Origin of the sequence: Methanogenium marinum, from assembly GCF_028912405.1 — an archaeon.
Classification (GTDB): Archaea; Halobacteriota; Methanomicrobia; order Methanomicrobiales; family Methanomicrobiaceae; genus Methanogenium; species Methanogenium marinum.
This window is the reverse complement of the sequence record NZ_JAKELO010000002.1, coordinates 1,719,717-1,738,822: the sequence shown is the minus strand read 5'-3', so window position 1 is coordinate 1,738,822 and position 19,106 is coordinate 1,719,717. Positions and strand designations below refer to the sequence as shown.

The following is a 19,106-nucleotide window of genomic DNA, read 5'->3' as shown; positions in this document are numbered from 1 at the left end:
CCCCTACTCCTCTCCCTCGAGACTGACGGTGAAGTGGAATCCCGACAGCATATCAAGATCCACTGCCGCCTCATCCCAGACGATGGCCGGTTGCTGCCGGACCAGCCGGAAGACTACTGCACCCTCAGGGATGGTGGGGTTCATCGGTGCATCGACATCTTTCTGGATCACGAGCCGGGTCGGGTCGAGGTTGTTCGCGTAGTATGTTTTGAAGGCGTCCCGATCCTCCTCCGGAACGTCCACCCAGTCGGCGCTCTCTGCCACCGCCGGATCACAGGGGATCCAGCCATACCCTTCAATATAATACTCAGCCCAGAAGTGCGGCCCCGGATGACCGGTGACGAGCATCTGGTACCCACCCGTCGCCCGTGCGGGAATACCAAGCGAGCGGCACAACGCCGCAAAGAACTGGCTCTGGGTTCCACAGTCGCCGTGGCCGGTGGCAAGCATGTAGTATGACTCTGCGACCTTCGGTTCAATGGTGTCTATCGACACATGCGGGGCATAACTGTACGGGTAAGTGTCAATGATGTAGTGGTAAATCACCTGCGCCTGGAGATACGGGTTCATTTCATTGCCGACGATTGCCACAGCGAGGGCACGGCTTTCGTCTGTCACCTCGATATTCCGACCGGAAGACGTATACCGGATATACTCCGGGTCCATCGTATCATATGCTTTGACACGGGCGGGGTCGACCACGAAGTGCTGTTCGTATGAGGTAAAGGCAATATCCGCCGTGATGATGAGGTCGCCATCGATGGCGTCTGCCGGGACTTCATAGTAGACGTAGGCAATCTGCCCCTCCGTCACCGGCCCCGTAACGATGTACTCCTCATGGGAGAGATTCGTCACAACGACATCCCGCTGCGATTCGGTCTCCAGCGGAAGGGGATACCAGATGGAAAGCATCCCTGTCGCCGGCAGGACGTCCTCCGGCAGCACCAGTGCTTCGGTACCGGTGTACCGGACGGGGTTGACATATGGGAGAACGCTTTCGTCACCGGCGGCGGATGCCTTCTCCGGGATTGCGTAGCGGGAGACATACCCGAAGTCAATCATCGTATCTGCCATCGGCCGGAGGTCGTCTACGTGTGCATAGAGATAATCCTGTGCGACATTTTCGAAGTAGAGGGTCTCCCCGTCTGACACAATCGTCTGGGCACGTTCGTCCAGCCATGCGGTCATGTTGGCCTCAGTGAGGAGAGGGATCTTTTCCTGCATCTCCACCTCGGCAGCCGTCCGGTTGAGTGGATACTCTATGGTCGCCCGTGTCGCACGGAACATGCCGTTTCGGGCGAGGAGGGCACCCGCAACGTCATCCGATTCCGTGTAGAGCTGATAAGCCTCTTCATAGTAGGACGCGGCGGTGCGGTAGCTGGAATCTGCCATCACCATCTCTGCCTGGGCGAAGAGGTCATCTGCCATGGTCGTTGCCGGAAGGCCACTCCCCGCGACCTCTTCATCGGATGCATTCGTGCATCCGGCACCCGCAATAAAGAGGATGACAATCAGGGCAAGGGCCGGGAACATTCCGGGTACCTTCGGGATCATGAATGATACTATATATTGCCTGATTAATAGCATTTCGATACGAAATTGTCGCTTATCATCCCATTTCAGAAACAATCCGTAATTCACTCATTCCTGCCGTTTCAACCGATTCAACCAATTTAAATAGTCACAAAAAGAGGATTTATTTAGAGATGAAACCTGCCCACCCCACTTCCCCTGACTACCGAAGACGTCCCTGCCTTCGGTTCTGCACAGCCCTCCTTTTCACCCTCATCGTCTGTTGCACCCTCACATGCCCGCCGGTTCTCGCCGCAACAGGAGCAGGTGCCGCACCTGAGGTATCCGACCCGGCAGATGTAGAGACCTTCTTCGATACTGCCATTCCGGCGGGAATGGCGGAGTACAACATCCCCGGTGCGGTGGTTGCCGTGGTCTCTGATGGAGAGCTCGTTTATGCCAAAGGATATGGGTATGCCGATATCAAAACAGAGACGCCGGTTGACCCGGAGAAAACACTCTTTCACGTGGGCTCAATTACGAAGCTCTTCACCTGGACCGCCGTGATGCAGCAGGTGGAGGCAGGGACCATCGATCTCGATGCCAATGTCAATACCTATCTGAAAGACTTCTCCATCCCGGAAGCATATCCGGGAAAACCGGTAACAATGCGCCACCTGATGACCCATTCGGCCGGGTTCGAAGAGACAGAGGTACACTTCGCGGTTGCGGAACCGGCAGACCTCTACTCGTACCGGATCTACTGCAAAGAGAATATTCCGGCAATCGTTTATCCACCGGGGACTGTCTCCTCCTACTCGAACTTCGGCACCACGCTTGCAGCGGTAATCCTAAAGGATGTGACTGGCATCCAGTATGATGAATATGTACAGGAGAACGTCCTCACTCCCCTCGGGATGGCAGACACCATCGTCTCCTATCCCGAGTCGCCGGAGAAAGATGCAGAAACCGCATCCGGTTATCAGTATGCCGGCGGGGCGAATGTCGCCGTCCCGGACACGGTATTTGTCATTGGCCCGGCGGGAACGATCAGCTCGACTGCCACGGACATGGCGAAGTTCGTCGGGATGCACATGGAGAACGGCACGTTGAACGGCGTTCAGATCCTTGCACCGGAGACTGCCCACCTGATGCACGCACCGGCGTTTGCAAACGACCCTCGCGTGAGCAGCATGTGTCTCGGATTTTACGAGAACCATATCAACCGCGAGCGGATCATCACCCACGCCGGTGACACCGACACCTTCCATTCCCTCTTAGTCATCATCCCGGAGAGAAAGGCAGGATATTTCGTATCCTACAACAGTGCCGGAGGCAGCAGTGCAAGAATAGATCTCCTGATGGCGTTTGTTGATCACTTCTACCCTACGGACGGCGGGGCGGTGTCGTCAGAAACCGGAGAGGAAACAGACACCACGGGAACGGCTGCATCCGTTGAGAAGTATGCCGGCACCTACCAGTCAACCCGGCACAACTACCGGACATTCGAGTTCTATCTAACGCCCCCGCAGCAGATGCCGATCGAAGCAGGTGAAGACGGAACACTCCTGATGATGCGAAGTGGCAGGGCCCCCACCACATACGCCGAGATTGAACCAGGCGTCTTTTCCCAGGCAGACGGGACAGAAACTTTTGCCGGGAACGTAGTCTTCCGGGAAAACACAGACGGCGAGGTGACCTTCCTCTGCCTTGAAAATACCCCGATCATGGCCTTCGAGCGGGTGCCGTGGTATGCAACGAATGCGTGCACTACTGATGTGAAGAATGCGGCCACCCTCCTGCTCCTGACAGTCCTCCTCTGGCCCCTGATGGCAATTGCCCGGCGGGTGTATTGCGGCAGGGATGAACTACAAAACGAGGGGAGAAACAAACAATCATCGAGACTGCCCATCTATGCCCGGATAACAGCAGGGGCCGCGGCCCTCCTCTTCCTCATCTTTATCTACGTCATCCTCCCGGTGGTCGCAGGCGATGCGGCACTGATACAATCATACATGTTTGACCGGACGACACCCTTCGCCCTCACGGCGGCCCTCGCCGTCCCGGTCATTGCCTCAGGGCTATCAGTAGTAGCCGCCCTCTTTGTGATTCCGGTCTGGAAAGAACGTTACTGGACCATTGGACACAGGGTGCACTACACCATTGTTACCACCGGACTCTTCATGCTGGTATGGTGGGTAAATTACTGGAATCTGTTCTTCTTCAGGTTGTAGAAGGGGAACATTCACTACTCCTTTTTTCAAACTCCTGCTTCGAATTGAATTGGTGAGAAATCATTCTCATTCGTCATGAGATTCAGATAAACACAAAAAGAAGAGTGGGCCCGCGGAGATTCGAACTCCGGACCTCCGCCGTGTGAAGGCGACGTCATAACCAACTAGACCACGAGCCCTCTAGCCAGTATAGTTAGGAGGTTCAGATGGATAAGGGTTTTGAAAAGATGAACAAATTGTGGCCAAAATCAGATGATATATGCTGAGAAAACCATTGAAAAAAGGAGTGAAAAAATCAATGACGCCCGATGCATCACCGGACAAAAAGGGTGGAGCCCTCCCCTGTGATCTCACTCAGGTACACACCTGACCCCAGCCACCATTCATCATTCACCGGAAGCACATAGCCAATCTTGATCTCCTCCAGATTGTCATTGTCAGGATTTGGCCAGACAAAGACCACAAATCCACCACCATCTTCTGCAGTTTCAGAGAGAGCACGGATGTTCTCCATCCCGAATGGCCCTGTCCTGTCAATCAGATTGTTGCCAACCCGGTCACCCAGATAGGGATGAGCAACGAGGGTGCCGTTGTAGTCATAGGCATACAGATAGTGGCCGTTTTCATCCATAAACTGCCCTGAGACATTGCCAATCTCAGCAAGCGCCACATCCGTTCCGTTTGCCCCGGCATACGCAGCCCCGGCCTCAACAAGGGAGATCATCTTTGTTATCGCAACCGGATACCCCTCTTTGCCATCTTCCGTGATATCATTGAAATACATCCCTGAACCCACCCAGAGATCACTCTCTGCAGGATATGAATATCCAATCTTTGGCACATATGTCTCGCCCGCAGATTCATTGATATCACCGCCGGTTGGCGACGGGTAGAGATAGGCAATATATCCACCACCGTTTGCAGCTGTCTCCTGTGCGATACGGATCACAGAAAGACCGCGGGCATCTGTCCAGTTCCCACGGTCTGTTCCTACCACATCCCTTTCATACGGATGTGCACGCAGGATGCCGCTATAATCATAGGCATAGACATACCAGTCACCCTGTTTAAAACGCCCACCCTTAGCGTTAAACTCCTCCAGCGCCGCTTCGGCACCGGCCGTCTCCACATACCCCGCCGCATCCTGCACATATTCAGCAAGATCAGCCATTGACGATGTATTATAGACCTTCTTTTCCTGCTGCGATGTGCAACCGGCGAACGTGACCGCCAATAGGACACACAGGCAGACCAAAAAAATATACACACGCTTCTGCATAGAATCTGCATTTCACCTGAAATCAGAAAAATACATCGAAACCCGCTGAAAAAAGCCAATAAAACGAATCAGAATGAACAGAATGCAAAACCATCAGAATAATGAAAACAATGGAGAAAACCAGGAACAAAAAACCAGAATGCACCGACCGGGAATTGAACCCGGGCTATTGGCTTGGAAGGCCAAAGTCATACCACTAGACCATCGGTGCGCACAAGTATCCCCTGTGCCTAACAACATTGTATCTGATTCGTATTAAAGATATATTATCTGAAAAGGAAGAGATCAGGAAAAACCCTTCATCTCCTGCTCAATCTTCTCAAGTGCCGCGAGGCGCTTTTCAAACGGTGGATGGGTAGAAAAGAGTTCCTTGAAACCCTTTCCGGAGAGGACCGGAAGAATATAGAACATATTTGCACCGGACATCTCCTCCTTCTTCTTCACAGGCACCTGATCCATTCTGCCACTTATTTTGGTGAGCGCAGACCGGAGTGCCGCCGGGTTCCCGGTGATATAGGCACTGCCACGGTCTGCTGCATATTCACGGTAGCGCGAGAGACTCATCATGAGTATGGTCGCAACCAGCCAGACAGCAACGGAGACAATCCCTGCAATAATCCATGCACCACCGCCCTCCCGGTTGTTAAACAGAGAGTAGAATATCGCATTATGCATGATCATGGATGCAAGCATCGCAATGAAGGATGCCACCGTCATGGTGAGGATGTCACGATTCTTCACATGCGAGAGTTCGTGAGCAAGCACTGCCTCAAGTTCTTCTCTGTTCAGTGTCCGCATAATGGAGTCAGTCACCGCCACAACGGCATTTTTGGGATTACGGCCGGTCGCAAACGCATTTGGTACAGGCGACGGCATCACTGCAATCTTTGGCATCGGAAGATCTGCCTCCTGGCAGAGTTTCCCTATCATCTGATGGAGTTCAGGATATTCATCTTCTCCCACCACCCGTGCATGGGTGGTCATTAAGACCAGCTTTGCGGAGAAAAAATACTGAATCAATCCAAATACAACGACAAATGCTAACAACATCCCAAACGAATTGGGAAGAACCATGTTGAGGAACCCAAGGAAGAACAGGTACACTAAGAGGAGCAATGCCCAGGTCATAAAAACACGACGGGTCAGTCCCCAGTCTCTCTTCCATTTCATAATCTTTATAGTTTCATTGCCAATCTGATATAACTATTCAGTGTGGCAATGTATGATCATTCCCCCCATTTCTCCCCATCCATATAGTTATACATCGAATAACGGACACACGCAGGGGCAAAAAGAAATCGGAGAATATTTAGTCATCTGTGTAATTATCTCTGAGCAGAATGCGGTAATGATGGACTGTCCTGACCTCAATTGCACAGTCGTCGGTGCAGGCTCCTCAGGGCCCACCGCAGCCGTATATCCTGCAGAAGCAGGGACGAATAACAGTGTTTCCCTCTCTCTCTCACACACACACACACACAGAAAAAAATCTCTGCCGGGTGTGTGCGGTATGTGGGGCGACGGAATACTGTTGCAGGAGGGTCCGCATGGGCCCCATCTTTGGTGCCATGTTCCTCTCCGGAAGACATGCGGCAAAGCTTGCAATAGAACACCTTTCCCACCTTTTTTGGTTTCACAATAAAATCGAGTGGTATAAATGATACCCGGTTAAAAACGAATACTATGGACACCGAAGGGGAGGCACTTGCAGACGTTGCCTACGGACTCTTTGAGGTTTTCCTGAACAAAGAGCTACGCAAACAGGGAAACACCCTATTTGGACTGGTTGAAAACAACATTGAATTTTCTGCAGCATTCGCCGATATTTTTGCATCATTTTCCACGGACTATCCCTTCCTGGCCGATGCACTGACAGATGAATATGGATCAGTCGATGCCATCTACCACCTCATCACTGAAGGAGAGGGCATCATTCCCACAAAGACAACAAAGATTTTCTGGATCCTGATTGATGCACCTGGCTATGACACCGGATGTGCTGATTCTGAAAAAGCGGGAAAATGGCTCATATTCCTGGAACCAAACCAAACAGACATAATCTGGAAGAAAATTCGTGATGCAACCGCAGCGGGAGAACTCGGCATCTCAGCCAAAGTATCAACGACAAAAGAGAACACAGAGTCCAGAGACGAGCGGATGGTTATCTATGTACATACCCCTGACTGGGAAGATGAAGAGGATGTCATGCATATCCGCGAGGTACTCAGAAATCTTGGAGTCACCGACAGAATTGGCTACAAACGAAACATCGAAACATTTCAGGGAGAATACAGCGAAAAAGGAAAAAAGGTCACATATTATACGGCGTGACCAGGCCATAAACGGGGTTTTGCAGGCAAAATTCCCCAAAAAGGACTATCCTTTCCGTTCTTTGTTTTTCGGACGGAGATTCTTATATCCACACTTGCGGCACATCGTTGCCCGCGGTGCATTGCGTGCATTGCAGCGCATGCAAATTTTTTTATCAAGGAGGCGTGCCTCTGCTTCTGGAAAACGTGCCATAATTGCTCTAACCCTCGTAATGTTCAGTTCTTTATACGTTGCATTTTGAAGTATTAAGGGTTTGGTTCAGATAGTTCCACAAATGTCCCATCCGACACCAAAAACCGGCGCAGCGCCACAAGGGCATGTCCCCGGTGTGACATCGTTGCCTTTTCCCCGAGCGTCCGCTCAGCAAATGTCCTGCCATCCACTGAAAAGATAGGATCATACCCAAATCCTTCCTCTCCACGAGGGGAGACAATCGTACCATCCACAACCCCACGGAAGACACGTATGACACCACCCTCGTCTGCATAGGCAATTGCCGTCTCAAAGTATGCAGACCGATCTTTTGTCCCCTCAACGAGGCGGAGAATGCCCTCCATCCCAATTGTGTCCAGCACATATGCAGCATAAGGACCGGGGAACCCATTCAGTGAGGAGATAAAGAACCCGGTATCATCGACAATGAGAGGGCAACGAAGTGCATTCCATGCATATCGCGCCTTCTCCTCAGCAATAACCCCCACATCATTATCCCGAAACTCAGGAATCTCAAGAAAAGTATGTGCGACATCAGCCACTCCCTCAAAAAAGGAGGCGACTTCCCGCGCTTTGTTTTCATTGCTGGTAACAACAGTGATTTTCATAAATATCTCCCACGCTGGCGAATTTCATCCACCCGTTCGATTACATCTGTAGCCCCGGAGAAGGCCAGACAGTAGCCATGCACAAACTCCTCTTTCAGATATTCTGCATTGCATGATGTGCTCTCAAGTGTCTGAAAGAGAACATGAATATCCACACCCTTTGATTCTGTCTCATCAGACCGATAAGAAAGCCCAAAGTCAATGAAGACCGGCACCCCGTCTGAGATGATGACATTACTGGTAGTAAGATCTCCATGAATGATCCCCGCCCCGTGCAGACGTCCCACACACATACCTGCATCATAGAGATGCTCCGGTGTGAGCACATGTTTCAGGAGCGCCCCCTCAATTCGTTCCATCCGGATAGTGTCGGCCGTCACATCACGAATCATTGGCGTCCGCACTCCTGCTGCACGGGCAGTGGAAATCATCCGCGCCTCCGCACGGGTCCGCTCTGAGATCAACCGATGGTCAAGCGAAGGAGTCCGATAACCCTTCGGGAGACGCCGTTTCAGGACATCATCCCCCACTGGTGTAACAACGGCCTCGGCACCACGTGCACCGCCGCCACCCATCACATCAGCAAGGGCATAGGCGGTGTCAGCACCGGCATCCCGCCAGCCTACTACCACTTCGTCAGACCGGTATCCCGGATTGACCGCTGATTCAGCAACAGGAAGGGTCTGACCTGCCGCAAGCATCAGTGATCCGGTGTAGGCGATCATCGCACCATTGTCACCAATGAACCTCCGCTCAGGCACATGAAACGTAGCGCCGCGTTCTTCACACATCGTCCTGAGCATCTCCTGCAAGCGACCGTTTGCACCGACACCTCCCACAAGAAGCACCTCATCCTTACCCGAGTGTGCAAGGGCACGCTCAGTCACCTCCACGCACATGGAAAAGGCAGTTTCCTGCAAACCGGCACATACATCCTCCAGAGGCGCCTGTGCGTCCTGAGCGGCACTCACAATCCCTGAGAAGGCAAGATCCATCCCTTTGACTGTATAGGGCAGATGGATTGGATCTCCCTCACGTGCAAGTGCTTCTATCTGTGGCCCACCGGGGTGTGTCATCCCCTTTGCCCGTGCAAACTTATCAAGGCCATTACCCAGACCGATGTCCAGCGTTTCACCAAAGATCCGGTAGCGAGTGCCCAGGTATCCAAGAACCTGCGTATTGGCACCACTTGCATAGAGTACAATCGGGTCATCACAGCCACAGGCCCAGCGACCGATCTCCACATGCGCAACACAATGGTTTACCCCGATAAGTGGCACCCCCAGAGAGACCGCAATCGCACGCGCGGCTGTTGCCACCGTACGGAGGCAGGGTCCAAGACCCGGTCCCTGTGAGAATGCAACGGCTTTTATTGCCGACGGGTTCGTAAGCACCTCTGAAATAACAGCCTTCATCTCACCTGCATGGTGCTGTGCCGCCTCGCGCGGGTGAATTCCACCAGAGGGTGGCCTGTATGGGGATGAATGAAGTGCGATTATTCGGTCATCGCTAAAAACAGCAGCACTGAGGTTCCATGCAGTCCCCTCAATACCAAGAATATGCCCAGTTTCAGGCATCGTCTATTGTTTAAATTCTGTATATCCGCACTTGCCGCATGAAACACGGTCCTTGTGCTCTGCCATAAAGACAGCAGGCCCACAGCGCGGACATGTTTTACGCTGGGGAACTGCAATATTTCCTTCAATGGAATAGTATTTACTGCGTTTTACAGCCATCCTTATGCCTCCTCTGATTCGCCACTCTCAGGAGCACTGCTGCGCTCGATAAGATAGCTTGGCTCGGTTGCCTTCAGAGTTTCCGCATCTTCATAAATACGTGCGTATCCGTTCAGATCCTGCTTCCCAAAGCTTGTCTTGAGTGAATCAAGCACCACACGGTCCTCAGGTACATTCTGCAGAGCGCAGAGCTTCCCAAGAATCTGGCGGCGTGAGGGAGTTGCCCCCTCAAATGCGAGGAGGAATTCAAGTTCTCTCCTCTTTAACAGCCCGTTATATTCATCACGTGCAAATTCAAAATCCATCGATATCCCTACAATATTGTTAATTGAGTTACTTAATAGTCGCGATCAAAAATCATTAATCTATTCATTCTGCCACAAAGAGACGAAAGAGCATTTCGGCCTTATCCCGGGCACCCTTGTCCACAATTATCACAACAACCCCTTCCCCTGGTTGCCCATAGAGCACACAGGCACCATCCGGTGCAGCACGTACAGCAGGAATCACCGCCAGATCTTCTTCCCCATCAACACGAATCAGACAAGGATCTTCATTCATTGCACCTTCTATCGCGCGGATAAGGGCACCGGTGATCATTCCCGCAGGATTTGATACAGCAACCTCCGGCACCGGGAGAGCCACTACCCGATCACATGGTTCGCGCATCGTACTGCCATCAATCACGGAGATATCCGGCAAAATACCCGCGTCCATAAGATTATGAGTAACAACATCGCCGACTGCAATGATCATATGGCCTGCAAATACACCCTCTGCTGCCGCAATATCTGGAAAAAGAGGGCCGAATGGATCCCGAAAATACTTTCGGCATCCATCAGGAAGGGAGTAATCCATTATCGAACCTTCAGTGCTACCCGTCCGGGGACATCCACATTCATCTTTTTTGCAATATCAGAATTCTTTGGATCAATAATGACAAGATAGCCCGCCCAGTCCTGCGTCAGATTGGAAGAACCGCACATCACACAAGCCTCGCCATCCACCACACGATGACAGTTGCGACAGACATTCGGTTGCTTTTTAGGCGCCATTTTCTGCATGCTCCGCTTCAAATTCTTCATCAAGCCAGGTTGTTGTACCAAGGCCGGACTGGCGCATAGTTAGGCCAATCTTTGATTCGCGGGGTTCACGCTCAGAAAGGGACAGTGCCACAACCCTTCCGCGCAGTCCATCACCGGTCTTTATCTGGCGCTGAGTGTCCTGGCAGGTAAGCATGCCATTCTTCTCATCATAATTGATGTAATCATCAGATATCTGACTCACATGCAGCATTGCATCAATGGGGCCCAGAGAAACAAATGCACCGAAACTGGTAGCCTCAACCACAACACCTTCAATGACTTCCTGATGAGCCAAACGCAATACAATCGCCTCAAATATTACCGAGTAATACACCCCGCCATCACCAGGAATAATATCTCCTTCACCGATTTCGCAGATCTTTGTCACGGCGATATAGATACCAATCGCCTTGTCAATACTCCCCTCCAGTTGTTCCTGCAGAACATCCAGAACAACGACTTTGATATGTTCAAGATAATCGAGATTATCCTGTTCATTTTTTATTTCTTTATCCCAAAGACGGCTGGGGGGTACCCGAACCTTATCTTCAAGCGTCATTTTATAAAACATGTAATCACCCGTTCATCCCCGAATAATTTCGAGCCTCTTTTTCTCACGCAGATATATCACATCAATATGCCGGCAGAGCAGTTCTTCCCGGAGGTGCCTGTCATTTGTCACCACAACACAACGGTGTTCTTCAGCATACCGGACAATCCGGTCATCCACCGCCACATCCTGGTAAGGGCTTTTCACCAAACTGCACCGTGCAGCGAGGGTGGCCCCTACCCGTGCCGCAGCCGCATCACGGCCACGACCCCGGGAAAGGCCGGCAAGTTCATCTTTTACATCCTCCAGTGTGACCGGTTCAAACGCTCCGACAAGTTCCTCCACCCCGGTGAATACATCCACACCGAACTGAACCGGAATCATCAGTGCATTTGTATCGAAGAGAACGAGCACTAAACCAGTGTCCCCATCCCAATCAAACGCCAGCGGCCACCGACCTGCCGGGATATTGCAATTTGTGAACCAACTGCAGCACATACCTGTCGTTTCAGGACTACTTCGACCACATCTTTCTTGGTATTTACAACTACTCCGACGGTCACTGCAGTACCAACCGAAAGCATCAGAGGTTCCTTATGACGGAGCGGATCAATGGTGAATTCGTCATCTGAACCAACAACCCGTTCCATCAGCTTTACCGTGAATGCAAGTTTGTCCCACACCGGGGGAAGATGACCAATATGGCCCGCTACCTGCCCGGAGAGAGCGTCACTCTTTGTCAGTGCCGGATCCAGTTTTGTACCCACACCAAGCAGGCCACCAGGACTTGCCTCCTGCACCCGTTTGGAACCTGAATTGATGGTGGTCACTTTTGTCTGTATGGGTTCCCATACGATCTGGTTTTCAACCTGCACCTTCAGACCAGGACGAATCTCAATATCATCACCATCACTGAAGACACCCTGCGTCAGGGAGCCGCCGATCACTCCTCCCTTTACATCACGCCAGCTGCACCCCGGCTTATTGACATCAAAGGAACGGGCAATCAGAAGAAGTGGTTCTTCATCCGGGTTGCGTTCCGGTTCAGGTATATACTCATTGAGTGCCTGGACAAGTGCCCCAAAATTTATTTTTTTCTGTGCAGATACCGGGATCACCGGTGCTTTTTCAGCAATAGTTCCCTTTACAAACTTGCGAATTTGCCGGTAATTTTCCATTGCGTCAGCCTGCGAGACGACATCAATTTTATTCTGGACAATCACAATGTTTTTGATACCCACAAGCTCAAGTGCCATCAGGTGTTCTTTCGTCTGTGGCTGTGGACATCGCTCATTTGCTGCAATAACGAGCATTGCACCGTCCATCAGGGCAGACCCCGAAAGCATTGTTGCCATCAGCGTCTCGTGGCCGGGTGCATCCACAAATGATATAGTACGGACAGGCTCCCCTTTTGCACCACAAACGCATTTCTGCGATGTGGAATATGCTTCAGAACCTTTACATGACGGACACTGATAAAAAGTGGCATCCGCATATCCAAGCCTGATGGAGATCCCTCGTTTGATCTCCTCGCTGTGCCGGTCCGTCCACAAGCCGGTAAGCGCAGACACAAGCGTAGTCTTTCCATGGTCAACATGTCCGACTACACCGATGTTGACACTGGGAATCAATGGATCACTCAATGAACTTCAAACCTCACTATTAGTATACAACCGCCCTACTTATACCTACTCGGTGTGTAATTTCCATATTACTCCAGTACTGAAACAGAGCCATGAACCGAACATATAACCAAACTCCCGGACAAAGGCAGACCCAAATAACACAGAGTAAGAAAAATATTAACCTTTGTAACTAATAAGTACAACAGAGGACGCCCAAATTTTGTTGAGGAACAGACATGTCACACGAATCAGACCTTTCACGAATCGGAATATCTCTTCCTAAAAATCTTCTTGACAGATTTGATGAAATCCTCGAATATCGGGGATATTCATCACGTTCAGAGGGCATACGCGATGCTATCCGAACATATATTACGTATTATAAATGGATGTCCGATGTAACAGGTGAACGGCAGGGAGTAATTACTATGGTCTATGATCATGAACAACGTGGTCTGCTGCAGGTTCTCACCGAGATTCAGCATGAATATCTTGATGTAATCCAGTCATCCCTTCATTCCCATGTCAGTCATGACAAATGTGTGGAGATTATTCTCCTCCGCGGAGACGGTGTAAAACTCAAGAATATCGCCGAACGTCTTATGTCACAAAAAGGAGTGGAGTCGGTAAAACTGACCACCATCCCAATTGAAGAGTGACAAGGCATACAAATTTTCAGTTATCCAGCACCGACGCCTGAAACCTGGTCATATGCATCCTGCATATCTTCAGTAGATTCAATCTCCCGAAGGTGCTCATAATCAGAAATTCCAGACGATTTCCTCTCTTTTTTCAGAATTTCCTTCTCCCCTTCGATAGGAACCAACTGATCGATCCTGTAGAGAAGGCCAGTCGTATCGATCTCAGCAAACTCGTTGCCATCGATCTCCTCAATCCGTACAACAGTGCCTGCTGTACCAGTACGTGGGTACCGAACCCGCATACCCGGAGATATCGCCACGTCTTCCATATACAAAAGAAAGGACGAGCCAAGATATAAAAAAATGGATCGCATATGGTAGGTATAATGAAAGGGTTCAAAGTCAGTCGCCATGAATACATCACCACATCCGGTATCCCGCGCACCTGTACAGCCAAAGATACATATGATACTGCAGTGACACTCACCGAAGAAGCAAAGATTGCAGATCTCATAGATATCACCGAAAAAGACCGTCTTGGGATACCTGTCTGGTGCACTATCCGCCCAAAAGAACGGCTGGGAAAAGTGACCGCCGGTGCAGGGAGAACAACGGACGATGCAAAATGTGCTGCAATGATGGGAACAGTAGAGCGCTATAGTTCAACATATTCCGGGGGTCAGATGGACATTGCATCATATGAAGAAGTGGGACTGACACGTGCTGTTGACCCTGAGGAACTGATTCTCCCCCGAAAACCAGAGATCGGGGAAAAACTTCACTGGCTTGCCGGGCAGGATATTCTGCATGATGAACGGGTATACATACCAGCAAATGCCGTGTATCATCCATACGATCCAATCGGAATGGCCAACCAGCTCTTCCGCAGTGATCCAAACGGCCTCGGAGCAGGCTGCGTTGCGGAAGAAGCGATCATCCACGGTATCTACGAAGTCATTGAGCGGGATGCCCTGAGTCGTGCGGAAACAAACTATTCCCTTGGAAAACGCCTGATCCCGGAGTCAGGAACACCAGCGGGAACACTTATGGAAATTTTTGCCGCAGAAGGCATTGAAGTCACCATGTGGCTCCTAAATGATACCTATGGCATACCAACTGTTGCAGCTGTAGCTGATGACACTATTACGCAGGACCCGTTCATGATCATGATGGCTGCATCCACCCATCCGGATCCAAATGTGGCAGCTGAATATACACTGCTGAAACTGGCACGAAACCGTGTATCACAAATATTCTCAGAAGAGGTCGGCATCTTTTCCGGACGCTCAGCAATGGTGGAAAAGGCAGGATATGAACGCTATAAAAGAATTAACCGCATTTGGTTTGGAAATACCCAGGTAATCTCCACAGATAAGATAGAAGGAACGCAGTATACTGCAACAGATGAAGAACTCCATGCAGCAATCGCAGCTGTCGCCCCCCATACTGATCGCATCTGTGTCGTTGACCTTACCCGAACTCCCCTGCCAGTCTGGCGGGTTGTCATCCCCGGGTTTGAAGTATCATATACTGACCCATCTCGGAAAAAAAAGACCAAACTGTCCTAAAAGGACAGTAATATATTATTTTTAAATCTGTTTTCCTGACTGAATGTCAGATTCTGTGACAGTAAACGTCTGCCCGGTTCCGGCAATGGTATATGACCCAAGGGTAGTGATGCCGGACACCGAACCATCTGTGGGATACGGTACGACAAATGTACCATTTACACTCTCCTGCCGGTAGGTAAACTCACGACCGGTGTTGGTCTTCAGAGGGATCTCAATGATGCCGTCTCCTTTTATAACCGCACCGGGGACATACTCAAAGATCTTGACATACTTCAGGTTGCCAACCGCCTTATTTCCAAAGACATTGGTGTCAGATTCATGAACCAGCCGGTAGTGCTGCAGGGCTGCCACAGGCTCCACCGGGGAGAGAACCAGATAGCTGTATGTCTTGCCATTATTTTCAATAATATAATTTTCATCCGGCACTGCCATTGACCCGTCAAAATTATGCAGACGTGAGACCATGGTCCGATAGTATTCATCTGTATATATCCAGCCTTGGTTTCCACTTTGGTCGCTGTATCCGGTTATGTATGGGGCCCCCCCCACATCAGCGTCATACCAGGTGGCCATGGCCCAGAATTTTCCGGTGTCCATCTCAATATCAGTGATGATATATTTTGTACCGACATTATCAAGTATCGTGTCTGCACCTGCTTCATTGTCCTGCAGGAAGAACGCAGCAGCACCGTTCGATCCTGCTACTCCGTGCTGGAACGGATTCGCATTGGGTATCCGTTTTGAAACGAAAGTGATGTAATGCCCATAATCCCACCACGACATCACACCATATGATTCAGACGGGTACGTGAAGGTCTCTTTGTCATAGATTTCATAGTAGTCTACTCCTGGATCGGGGGAATTTTCCCCGAACCATTCAAGGGATGAGTACCAGTCGGGCTGCATGCCACCGTATGCCATGCCATTTCCAATTTGAAGATCTGTTGCAACAGAGGATGAGATAAAGAGCAGGGAGAAAAGCACACCTACTGCAAACGGAATGATGACAACTGATGACGGTGCCCCCTGTTTTGTTGATTTTGCCTCTTTCATCTCTTTTTTTGCATCATTTCGTTTTCCTTTTTTTCCCTTTTCAACAGGGGATGAAGATTCTTCTGTCACTCCTTCGCCCCTGCTGATACCTGTCATCTCCAGAAGCCGTCCCTGCGCTGCTCCAAGCGTCCAGTACATGAAATAGGCTGCGAGGAGAGCAATATTTACGGCAATATAGTATTCATACCGCACATGTTGCATGGTTGATAAGAGAATTATTACTGACCAGACCACCACAAAGAGATGTTCTGCACGCCCTTTCCGGATAAAATCCCAGATAATTACTGCAAACCCACCAAACATGAGGATCAGGCCAAAGCCAAATGCATCCCATGCCAGTGCCGCCTCCCAAGGACGGGCTTCCTGAATTGTTGATACCGTTGCTGACTGGCCAAAGAAGGAGAATAAGTTTCCAATCAGCATCTCATAAAATGCAGGTGCGATGAGATACAGGAGAATGGACACAATAGCACCTGCTCCAGCAAGTATACCCGGATAATAATACCATGGTTTGCCCCGTAGAACACGGGAAATATACCAGAGGACACCTGTTGCGACGATAAGAGTGAGATAGGCAATAACCTGAGCCGGGGAATACCGATTCATTGACAGGCTCATCGTATTGAACCCAATTATGAAGATCCCAATCACCGCAGAGAGAAAGACTATGGTATTTACAAAAAGTAAACCATCATCGGATTGCTGTTTCCAGAAGTCATAGACATACTGAAAGAGGGTGTACACAGCAACAATCATCGCAAAGAGGATCATTGTCGGCATCACAGCAAGTCCTAAAATGTAGGCAATACCTGTTCCCAAAGCAAATACTGCCGGCCTTTTTAGCGTTTCTATATCAGAAAAATGAACCGGATTATTTCTGATTTCAATTAGGGTGAGGATATAACAGAGGCAGAAAATGAGCCCGAAAAGAGTCTCTGCGATATGGTGATCCACAAACCCAAAGAGAGAACGATAAAAAAACTGCCCTGACACAACTGCCCCAAACAAGGCGGCAAAAATACCACATTTCCAGTCACCGATCTTCTCTCCAACGAGATAAAGAACCGGGACTACAAGCATTCCCATCAGGGGTGGTACCCAGGAGGCAACATACATCATCTCCGGCCGGGTCGCTGCACCTACAAGGATACTCAGTCCGGCAATGATCTGGATGAAAAGCGGCCCCCAGTGGATACCATTTCCTGACGGATACTCCGTCATCGCATCAAACCAAAGATACGAAGGGAAATTTTCTACCATTGACTCTACCTGACGGAGATTATACCAGGGGTCATTTCCAAGGAGATTTACTCCCTCCTCAGTCACAAGCCCTGCCGCCGGTAACAACCGGAGCCAAAGCGCAATAATCGCAAAGAAAATAAGAATGCCAATTATAATATATGGTTTATATTTTGCAAGATTCTCTATGTTCATTGAACCACTCAATATTATTTTATCACCAAAGATTAATTTCTTTGGTGTTGGAACATGCACGACTAAAAATATATTAATGCATTTTGATCAGACTGAACAGGACATTCTCCATCTCTTCTGCCTTCTGATTCCAGTCATTCTCATTAATCTGTTCAGGCACATCTGAATGATACGTACCTTCCTGATATTCATCAATGCATCGTTTTATTGAATCTGTTAATTCATCCTTCGAACGGTAATATTCAACATTTTGATACCCGTAATCCATAATACCAGGGATCTCAGTTGAAAGAATGTGTTTTCCACATGCACTATATTCAAAAAATTTATTGGGCAGCGCGATGTCTATCCACTGTTTTGGCTCCAGCGGGATCATACAGAGATCCATTGCATTAATGTACAAAGGAAGTTCAGAATACTCTTTTTTTCCTGCAAAGAAAACCCTGTCTTCAATTCCATATTCCTTTACCTTCTCCACCAGTTCATGATAATACGCTGTAAAAAGACCCGGCCCAACAATCAAAAAAATTGTTTCCGGATAATATTTGATAATCTCCGGCATCGTGTCAATAATTCCAATGAGATCATACCACCGTTCCACACTTCCGGAAAAGCCGATCACAAAAGATTCGGGTTTGATTCGAGCGTCTACTCCTTTCCTGTCTATTTTCATAGGAGCAAAACAGGATAAATCCACACCATTTGTTATAAGATCTGCTTCAAATCCAAAATTTGCAAGTTTTTTAACCAGAACAGGCGAAACGGTGGAAATCCGATCACTATTTTTGAGATTCCATCGGGTTATTCTGAAAACAGCATTCCGTACAACAGACTGCACCCCCGAATTTGAATAATATGCAGCTGCAGAATCAGGGAACCAGTCTTTCAGATCAAACAATACCGGGATTTTATGACGTTTTGCAGCCAAAATTACTGCGGTTCCTGCAAGAACATGGGCTGCAACCACCACATCAATGTCATTTTCTCTGAAAAATTTGTTGAAGAATACAAAATGATACGGAGCATTCAGGGTATAATGAAGAAAAGGACTCTTCAGGGGAAACAGTGTTGCTTCATGTACATGCAGACTGGTCGTTCGTTCAGGACCCCGTGATACATGAAAATGGGGAACATGCACAGTATGGCGCTCTGCCAGGCGTTCGAAAATATAATGGTGGCGGGATGGGATGGGATGATGGATGTAGTCCTGTGTGGACACAAGAAGAATATTCAT

General features: G+C 49.5%; 20 protein-coding genes and 2 tRNA genes. 4 read left to right on the top strand and 18 right to left on the bottom strand.

Translation table 11 applies throughout. The annotated features are described in order from the left end of the window. Nucleotides 1–3: 3 nt before the first annotated feature. Nucleotides 4–1,554, bottom strand: coding sequence for a transglutaminase-like domain-containing protein (locus tag L0665_RS08700; protein WP_274925294.1), 1,551 nt, complete (start codon nucleotides 1,552–1,554; stop codon nucleotides 4–6). Between the two features lie 152 nt (nucleotides 1,555–1,706). On the opposite strand from L0665_RS08700, the gene L0665_RS08695 reads away from it, so the two are divergent. Continuing rightward, the gene (locus tag L0665_RS08695; RefSeq protein WP_274925293.1) at nucleotides 1,707–3,746 is read left to right on the top strand and encodes a serine hydrolase domain-containing protein; all 2,040 of its coding nucleotides are present in this window, start codon (nucleotides 1,707–1,709) and stop codon (nucleotides 3,744–3,746) included. Between the two features lie 105 nt (nucleotides 3,747–3,851). Here the strand turns inward: L0665_RS08695 and L0665_RS08690 are convergent. The 4 genes from L0665_RS08690 to htpX form a co-directional block, all read right to left on the bottom strand. After that, nucleotides 3,852–3,925: transfer RNA gene (locus L0665_RS08690), tRNA-Val, on the bottom strand. A gap of 134 nt (nucleotides 3,926–4,059) precedes the next feature. After that, nucleotides 4,060–4,980, bottom strand: a complete 921-nt coding sequence (locus tag L0665_RS08685) for a cache domain-containing protein (protein WP_274925292.1) — start codon at nucleotides 4,978–4,980, stop codon at nucleotides 4,060–4,062. A 185-nt stretch (nucleotides 4,981–5,165) separates the two neighbouring features. After that, nucleotides 5,166–5,236: transfer RNA gene (locus L0665_RS08680), tRNA-Gly, on the bottom strand. 74 nt (nucleotides 5,237–5,310) lie between these two features. Then, nucleotides 5,311–6,195: a zinc metalloprotease HtpX gene (gene htpX / locus L0665_RS08675; RefSeq protein ID WP_274925291.1), complete on the bottom strand. Its 885-nt coding sequence runs from the start codon at nucleotides 6,193–6,195 to the stop codon at nucleotides 5,311–5,313. A gap of 513 nt (nucleotides 6,196–6,708) precedes the next feature. Here htpX and L0665_RS08670 point away from each other — a divergent pair. Then, a complete protein-coding gene (locus L0665_RS08670) occupies nucleotides 6,709–7,356 on the top strand; it encodes a putative phosphothreonine lyase domain-containing protein (RefSeq protein WP_274925290.1) in 648 nt (215 codons plus the stop codon). Between the two features lie 45 nt (nucleotides 7,357–7,401). Here the strand turns inward: L0665_RS08670 and L0665_RS08665 are convergent, their stop codons facing one another. The 10 genes from L0665_RS08665 to L0665_RS08620 all read right to left on the bottom strand — a co-directional run bounded on the left by L0665_RS08665 (nucleotide 7,402) and on the right by L0665_RS08620 (nucleotide 13,191). Then, nucleotides 7,402–7,548 carry a 50S ribosomal protein L40e gene (locus L0665_RS08665; RefSeq protein ID WP_165074371.1) on the bottom strand — a complete coding sequence of 49 codons (147 nt, stop codon included), beginning with the start codon at nucleotides 7,546–7,548 and terminating at the stop codon, nucleotides 7,402–7,404. Nucleotides 7,549–7,601: 53 nt separating this feature from the next. Continuing rightward, nucleotides 7,602–8,177: an RdgB/HAM1 family non-canonical purine NTP pyrophosphatase gene (rdgB, locus tag L0665_RS08660; protein ID WP_274925289.1), complete on the bottom strand. Its 576-nt coding sequence runs from the start codon at nucleotides 8,175–8,177 to the stop codon at nucleotides 7,602–7,604. Beyond that, a complete protein-coding gene (locus tag L0665_RS08655) occupies nucleotides 8,174–9,754 on the bottom strand; it encodes a bifunctional N(6)-L-threonylcarbamoyladenine synthase/serine/threonine protein kinase (RefSeq protein ID WP_274925288.1) in 1,581 nt (526 codons plus the stop codon). The genes rdgB and L0665_RS08655 overlap by 4 nt, the downstream gene beginning before the upstream one ends. 3 nt (nucleotides 9,755–9,757) lie before the next feature. Next, a complete protein-coding gene (locus L0665_RS08650; protein WP_274925287.1) occupies nucleotides 9,758–9,913 on the bottom strand; it encodes a 30S ribosomal protein S27ae in 156 nt (51 codons plus the stop codon). Between the two features lie 2 nt (nucleotides 9,914–9,915). After that, the gene (locus L0665_RS08645; RefSeq protein WP_274925286.1) at nucleotides 9,916–10,218 is read right to left on the bottom strand and encodes a 30S ribosomal protein S24e; all 303 of its coding nucleotides are present in this window, start codon (nucleotides 10,216–10,218) and stop codon (nucleotides 9,916–9,918) included. A gap of 64 nt (nucleotides 10,219–10,282) precedes the next feature. Next, nucleotides 10,283–10,771: a GTP-dependent dephospho-CoA kinase family protein gene (locus tag L0665_RS08640; RefSeq protein WP_274925285.1), complete on the bottom strand. Its 489-nt coding sequence runs from the start codon at nucleotides 10,769–10,771 to the stop codon at nucleotides 10,283–10,285. Further along, a complete protein-coding gene (spt4, locus tag L0665_RS08635) occupies nucleotides 10,771–10,968 on the bottom strand; it encodes a transcription elongation factor subunit Spt4 (protein WP_274925284.1) in 198 nt (65 codons plus the stop codon). Before spt4 ends, L0665_RS08640 begins: the two co-directional genes overlap by 1 nt. After that, on the bottom strand, nucleotides 10,958–11,569 hold the full coding sequence (locus L0665_RS08630; RefSeq protein ID WP_274925283.1) for a DNA-directed RNA polymerase: 612 nt from the start codon (nucleotides 11,567–11,569) through the stop codon (nucleotides 10,958–10,960). The genes spt4 and L0665_RS08630 overlap by 11 nt, the downstream gene beginning before the upstream one ends. 12 nt (nucleotides 11,570–11,581) lie before the next feature. Then, entirely contained in the window at nucleotides 11,582–11,962 is a 381-nt protein-coding gene (locus L0665_RS08625) for a type II toxin-antitoxin system VapC family toxin (protein ID WP_274925282.1), read from the bottom strand. Beyond that, on the bottom strand, nucleotides 11,962–13,191 hold the full coding sequence (locus L0665_RS08620) for a translation initiation factor IF-2 subunit gamma (protein ID WP_274925281.1): 1,230 nt from the start codon (nucleotides 13,189–13,191) through the stop codon (nucleotides 11,962–11,964). The genes L0665_RS08625 and L0665_RS08620 overlap by 1 nt, the downstream gene beginning before the upstream one ends. A 218-nt stretch (nucleotides 13,192–13,409) precedes the next feature. Between L0665_RS08620 and nikR the strand changes: the two genes are divergently transcribed. Then, a complete protein-coding gene (nikR, locus tag L0665_RS08615; protein ID WP_274925280.1) occupies nucleotides 13,410–13,832 on the top strand; it encodes a nickel-responsive transcriptional regulator NikR in 423 nt (140 codons plus the stop codon). A gap of 20 nt (nucleotides 13,833–13,852) precedes the next feature. Here the strand turns inward: nikR and L0665_RS08610 are convergent, their stop codons facing one another. Next, nucleotides 13,853–14,143: a DUF2098 domain-containing protein gene (locus tag L0665_RS08610; protein ID WP_274925279.1), complete on the bottom strand. Its 291-nt coding sequence runs from the start codon at nucleotides 14,141–14,143 to the stop codon at nucleotides 13,853–13,855. Nucleotides 14,144–14,200: 57 nt separating this feature from the next. Here L0665_RS08610 and L0665_RS08605 point away from each other — a divergent pair, with 57 nt between their 5' ends. Continuing rightward, nucleotides 14,201–15,382 carry a YcaO-like family protein gene (locus L0665_RS08605; RefSeq protein ID WP_274925278.1) on the top strand — a complete coding sequence of 394 codons (1,182 nt, stop codon included), beginning with the start codon at nucleotides 14,201–14,203 and terminating at the stop codon, nucleotides 15,380–15,382. Between the two features lie 21 nt (nucleotides 15,383–15,403). Here the strand turns inward: L0665_RS08605 and L0665_RS08600 are convergent, their stop codons facing one another. Both L0665_RS08600 and L0665_RS08595 read right to left on the bottom strand, forming a co-directional pair. Further along, nucleotides 15,404–17,872, bottom strand: coding sequence for an oligosaccharyl transferase, archaeosortase A system-associated (locus tag L0665_RS08600; protein WP_274925277.1), 2,469 nt, complete (start codon nucleotides 17,870–17,872; stop codon nucleotides 15,404–15,406). Between the two features lie 73 nt (nucleotides 17,873–17,945). Next, the gene (locus tag L0665_RS08595; protein WP_274925276.1) at nucleotides 17,946–19,106 is read right to left on the bottom strand and encodes a glycosyltransferase; all 1,161 of its coding nucleotides are present in this window, start codon (nucleotides 19,104–19,106) and stop codon (nucleotides 17,946–17,948) included.

Excerpts from the sequence above, each read along its gene's own strand:
- L0665_RS08605 (WP_274925278.1), top strand. The coding sequence starts at position 14,201 with ATGAAAGGGTTCAAAGTCAGTCGCCATGAATACATCACCACATCCGGT.
- rdgB (WP_274925289.1), bottom strand. The coding sequence starts at position 8,177 with ATGAAAATCACTGTTGTTACCAGCAATGAAAACAAAGCGCGGGAAGTC.
- L0665_RS08670 (WP_274925290.1), top strand. The coding sequence starts at position 6,709 with ATGGACACCGAAGGGGAGGCACTTGCAGACGTTGCCTACGGACTCTTT.
- L0665_RS08595 (WP_274925276.1), bottom strand. The coding sequence starts at position 19,106 with ATGAATATTCTTCTTGTGTCCACACAGGACTACATCCATCATCCCATC.
- L0665_RS08665 (WP_165074371.1), bottom strand. The coding sequence starts at position 7,548 with ATGGCACGTTTTCCAGAAGCAGAGGCACGCCTCCTTGATAAAAAAATT.
- L0665_RS08600 (WP_274925277.1), bottom strand. The coding sequence starts at position 17,872 with ATGAACATAGAGAATCTTGCAAAATATAAACCATATATTATAATTGGC.
- L0665_RS08655 (WP_274925288.1), bottom strand. The coding sequence starts at position 9,754 with ATGCCTGAAACTGGGCATATTCTTGGTATTGAGGGGACTGCATGGAAC.
- spt4 (WP_274925284.1), bottom strand. The coding sequence starts at position 10,968 with ATGGCGCCTAAAAAGCAACCGAATGTCTGTCGCAACTGTCATCGTGTG.
- L0665_RS08630 (WP_274925283.1), bottom strand. The coding sequence starts at position 11,569 with ATGTTTTATAAAATGACGCTTGAAGATAAGGTTCGGGTACCCCCCAGC.
- L0665_RS08700 (WP_274925294.1), bottom strand. The coding sequence starts at position 1,554 with ATGATCCCGAAGGTACCCGGAATGTTCCCGGCCCTTGCCCTGATTGTC.
- L0665_RS08695 (WP_274925293.1), top strand. The coding sequence starts at position 1,707 with ATGAAACCTGCCCACCCCACTTCCCCTGACTACCGAAGACGTCCCTGC.
- htpX (WP_274925291.1), bottom strand. The coding sequence starts at position 6,195 with ATGAAATGGAAGAGAGACTGGGGACTGACCCGTCGTGTTTTTATGACC.
- L0665_RS08640 (WP_274925285.1), bottom strand. The coding sequence starts at position 10,771 with ATGGATTACTCCCTTCCTGATGGATGCCGAAAGTATTTTCGGGATCCA.
- L0665_RS08645 (WP_274925286.1), bottom strand. The coding sequence starts at position 10,218 with ATGGATTTTGAATTTGCACGTGATGAATATAACGGGCTGTTAAAGAGG.
- L0665_RS08610 (WP_274925279.1), bottom strand. The coding sequence starts at position 14,143 with ATGGAAGACGTGGCGATATCTCCGGGTATGCGGGTTCGGTACCCACGT.
- nikR (WP_274925280.1), top strand. The coding sequence starts at position 13,410 with ATGTCACACGAATCAGACCTTTCACGAATCGGAATATCTCTTCCTAAA.
- L0665_RS08650 (WP_274925287.1), bottom strand. The coding sequence starts at position 9,913 with ATGGCTGTAAAACGCAGTAAATACTATTCCATTGAAGGAAATATTGCA.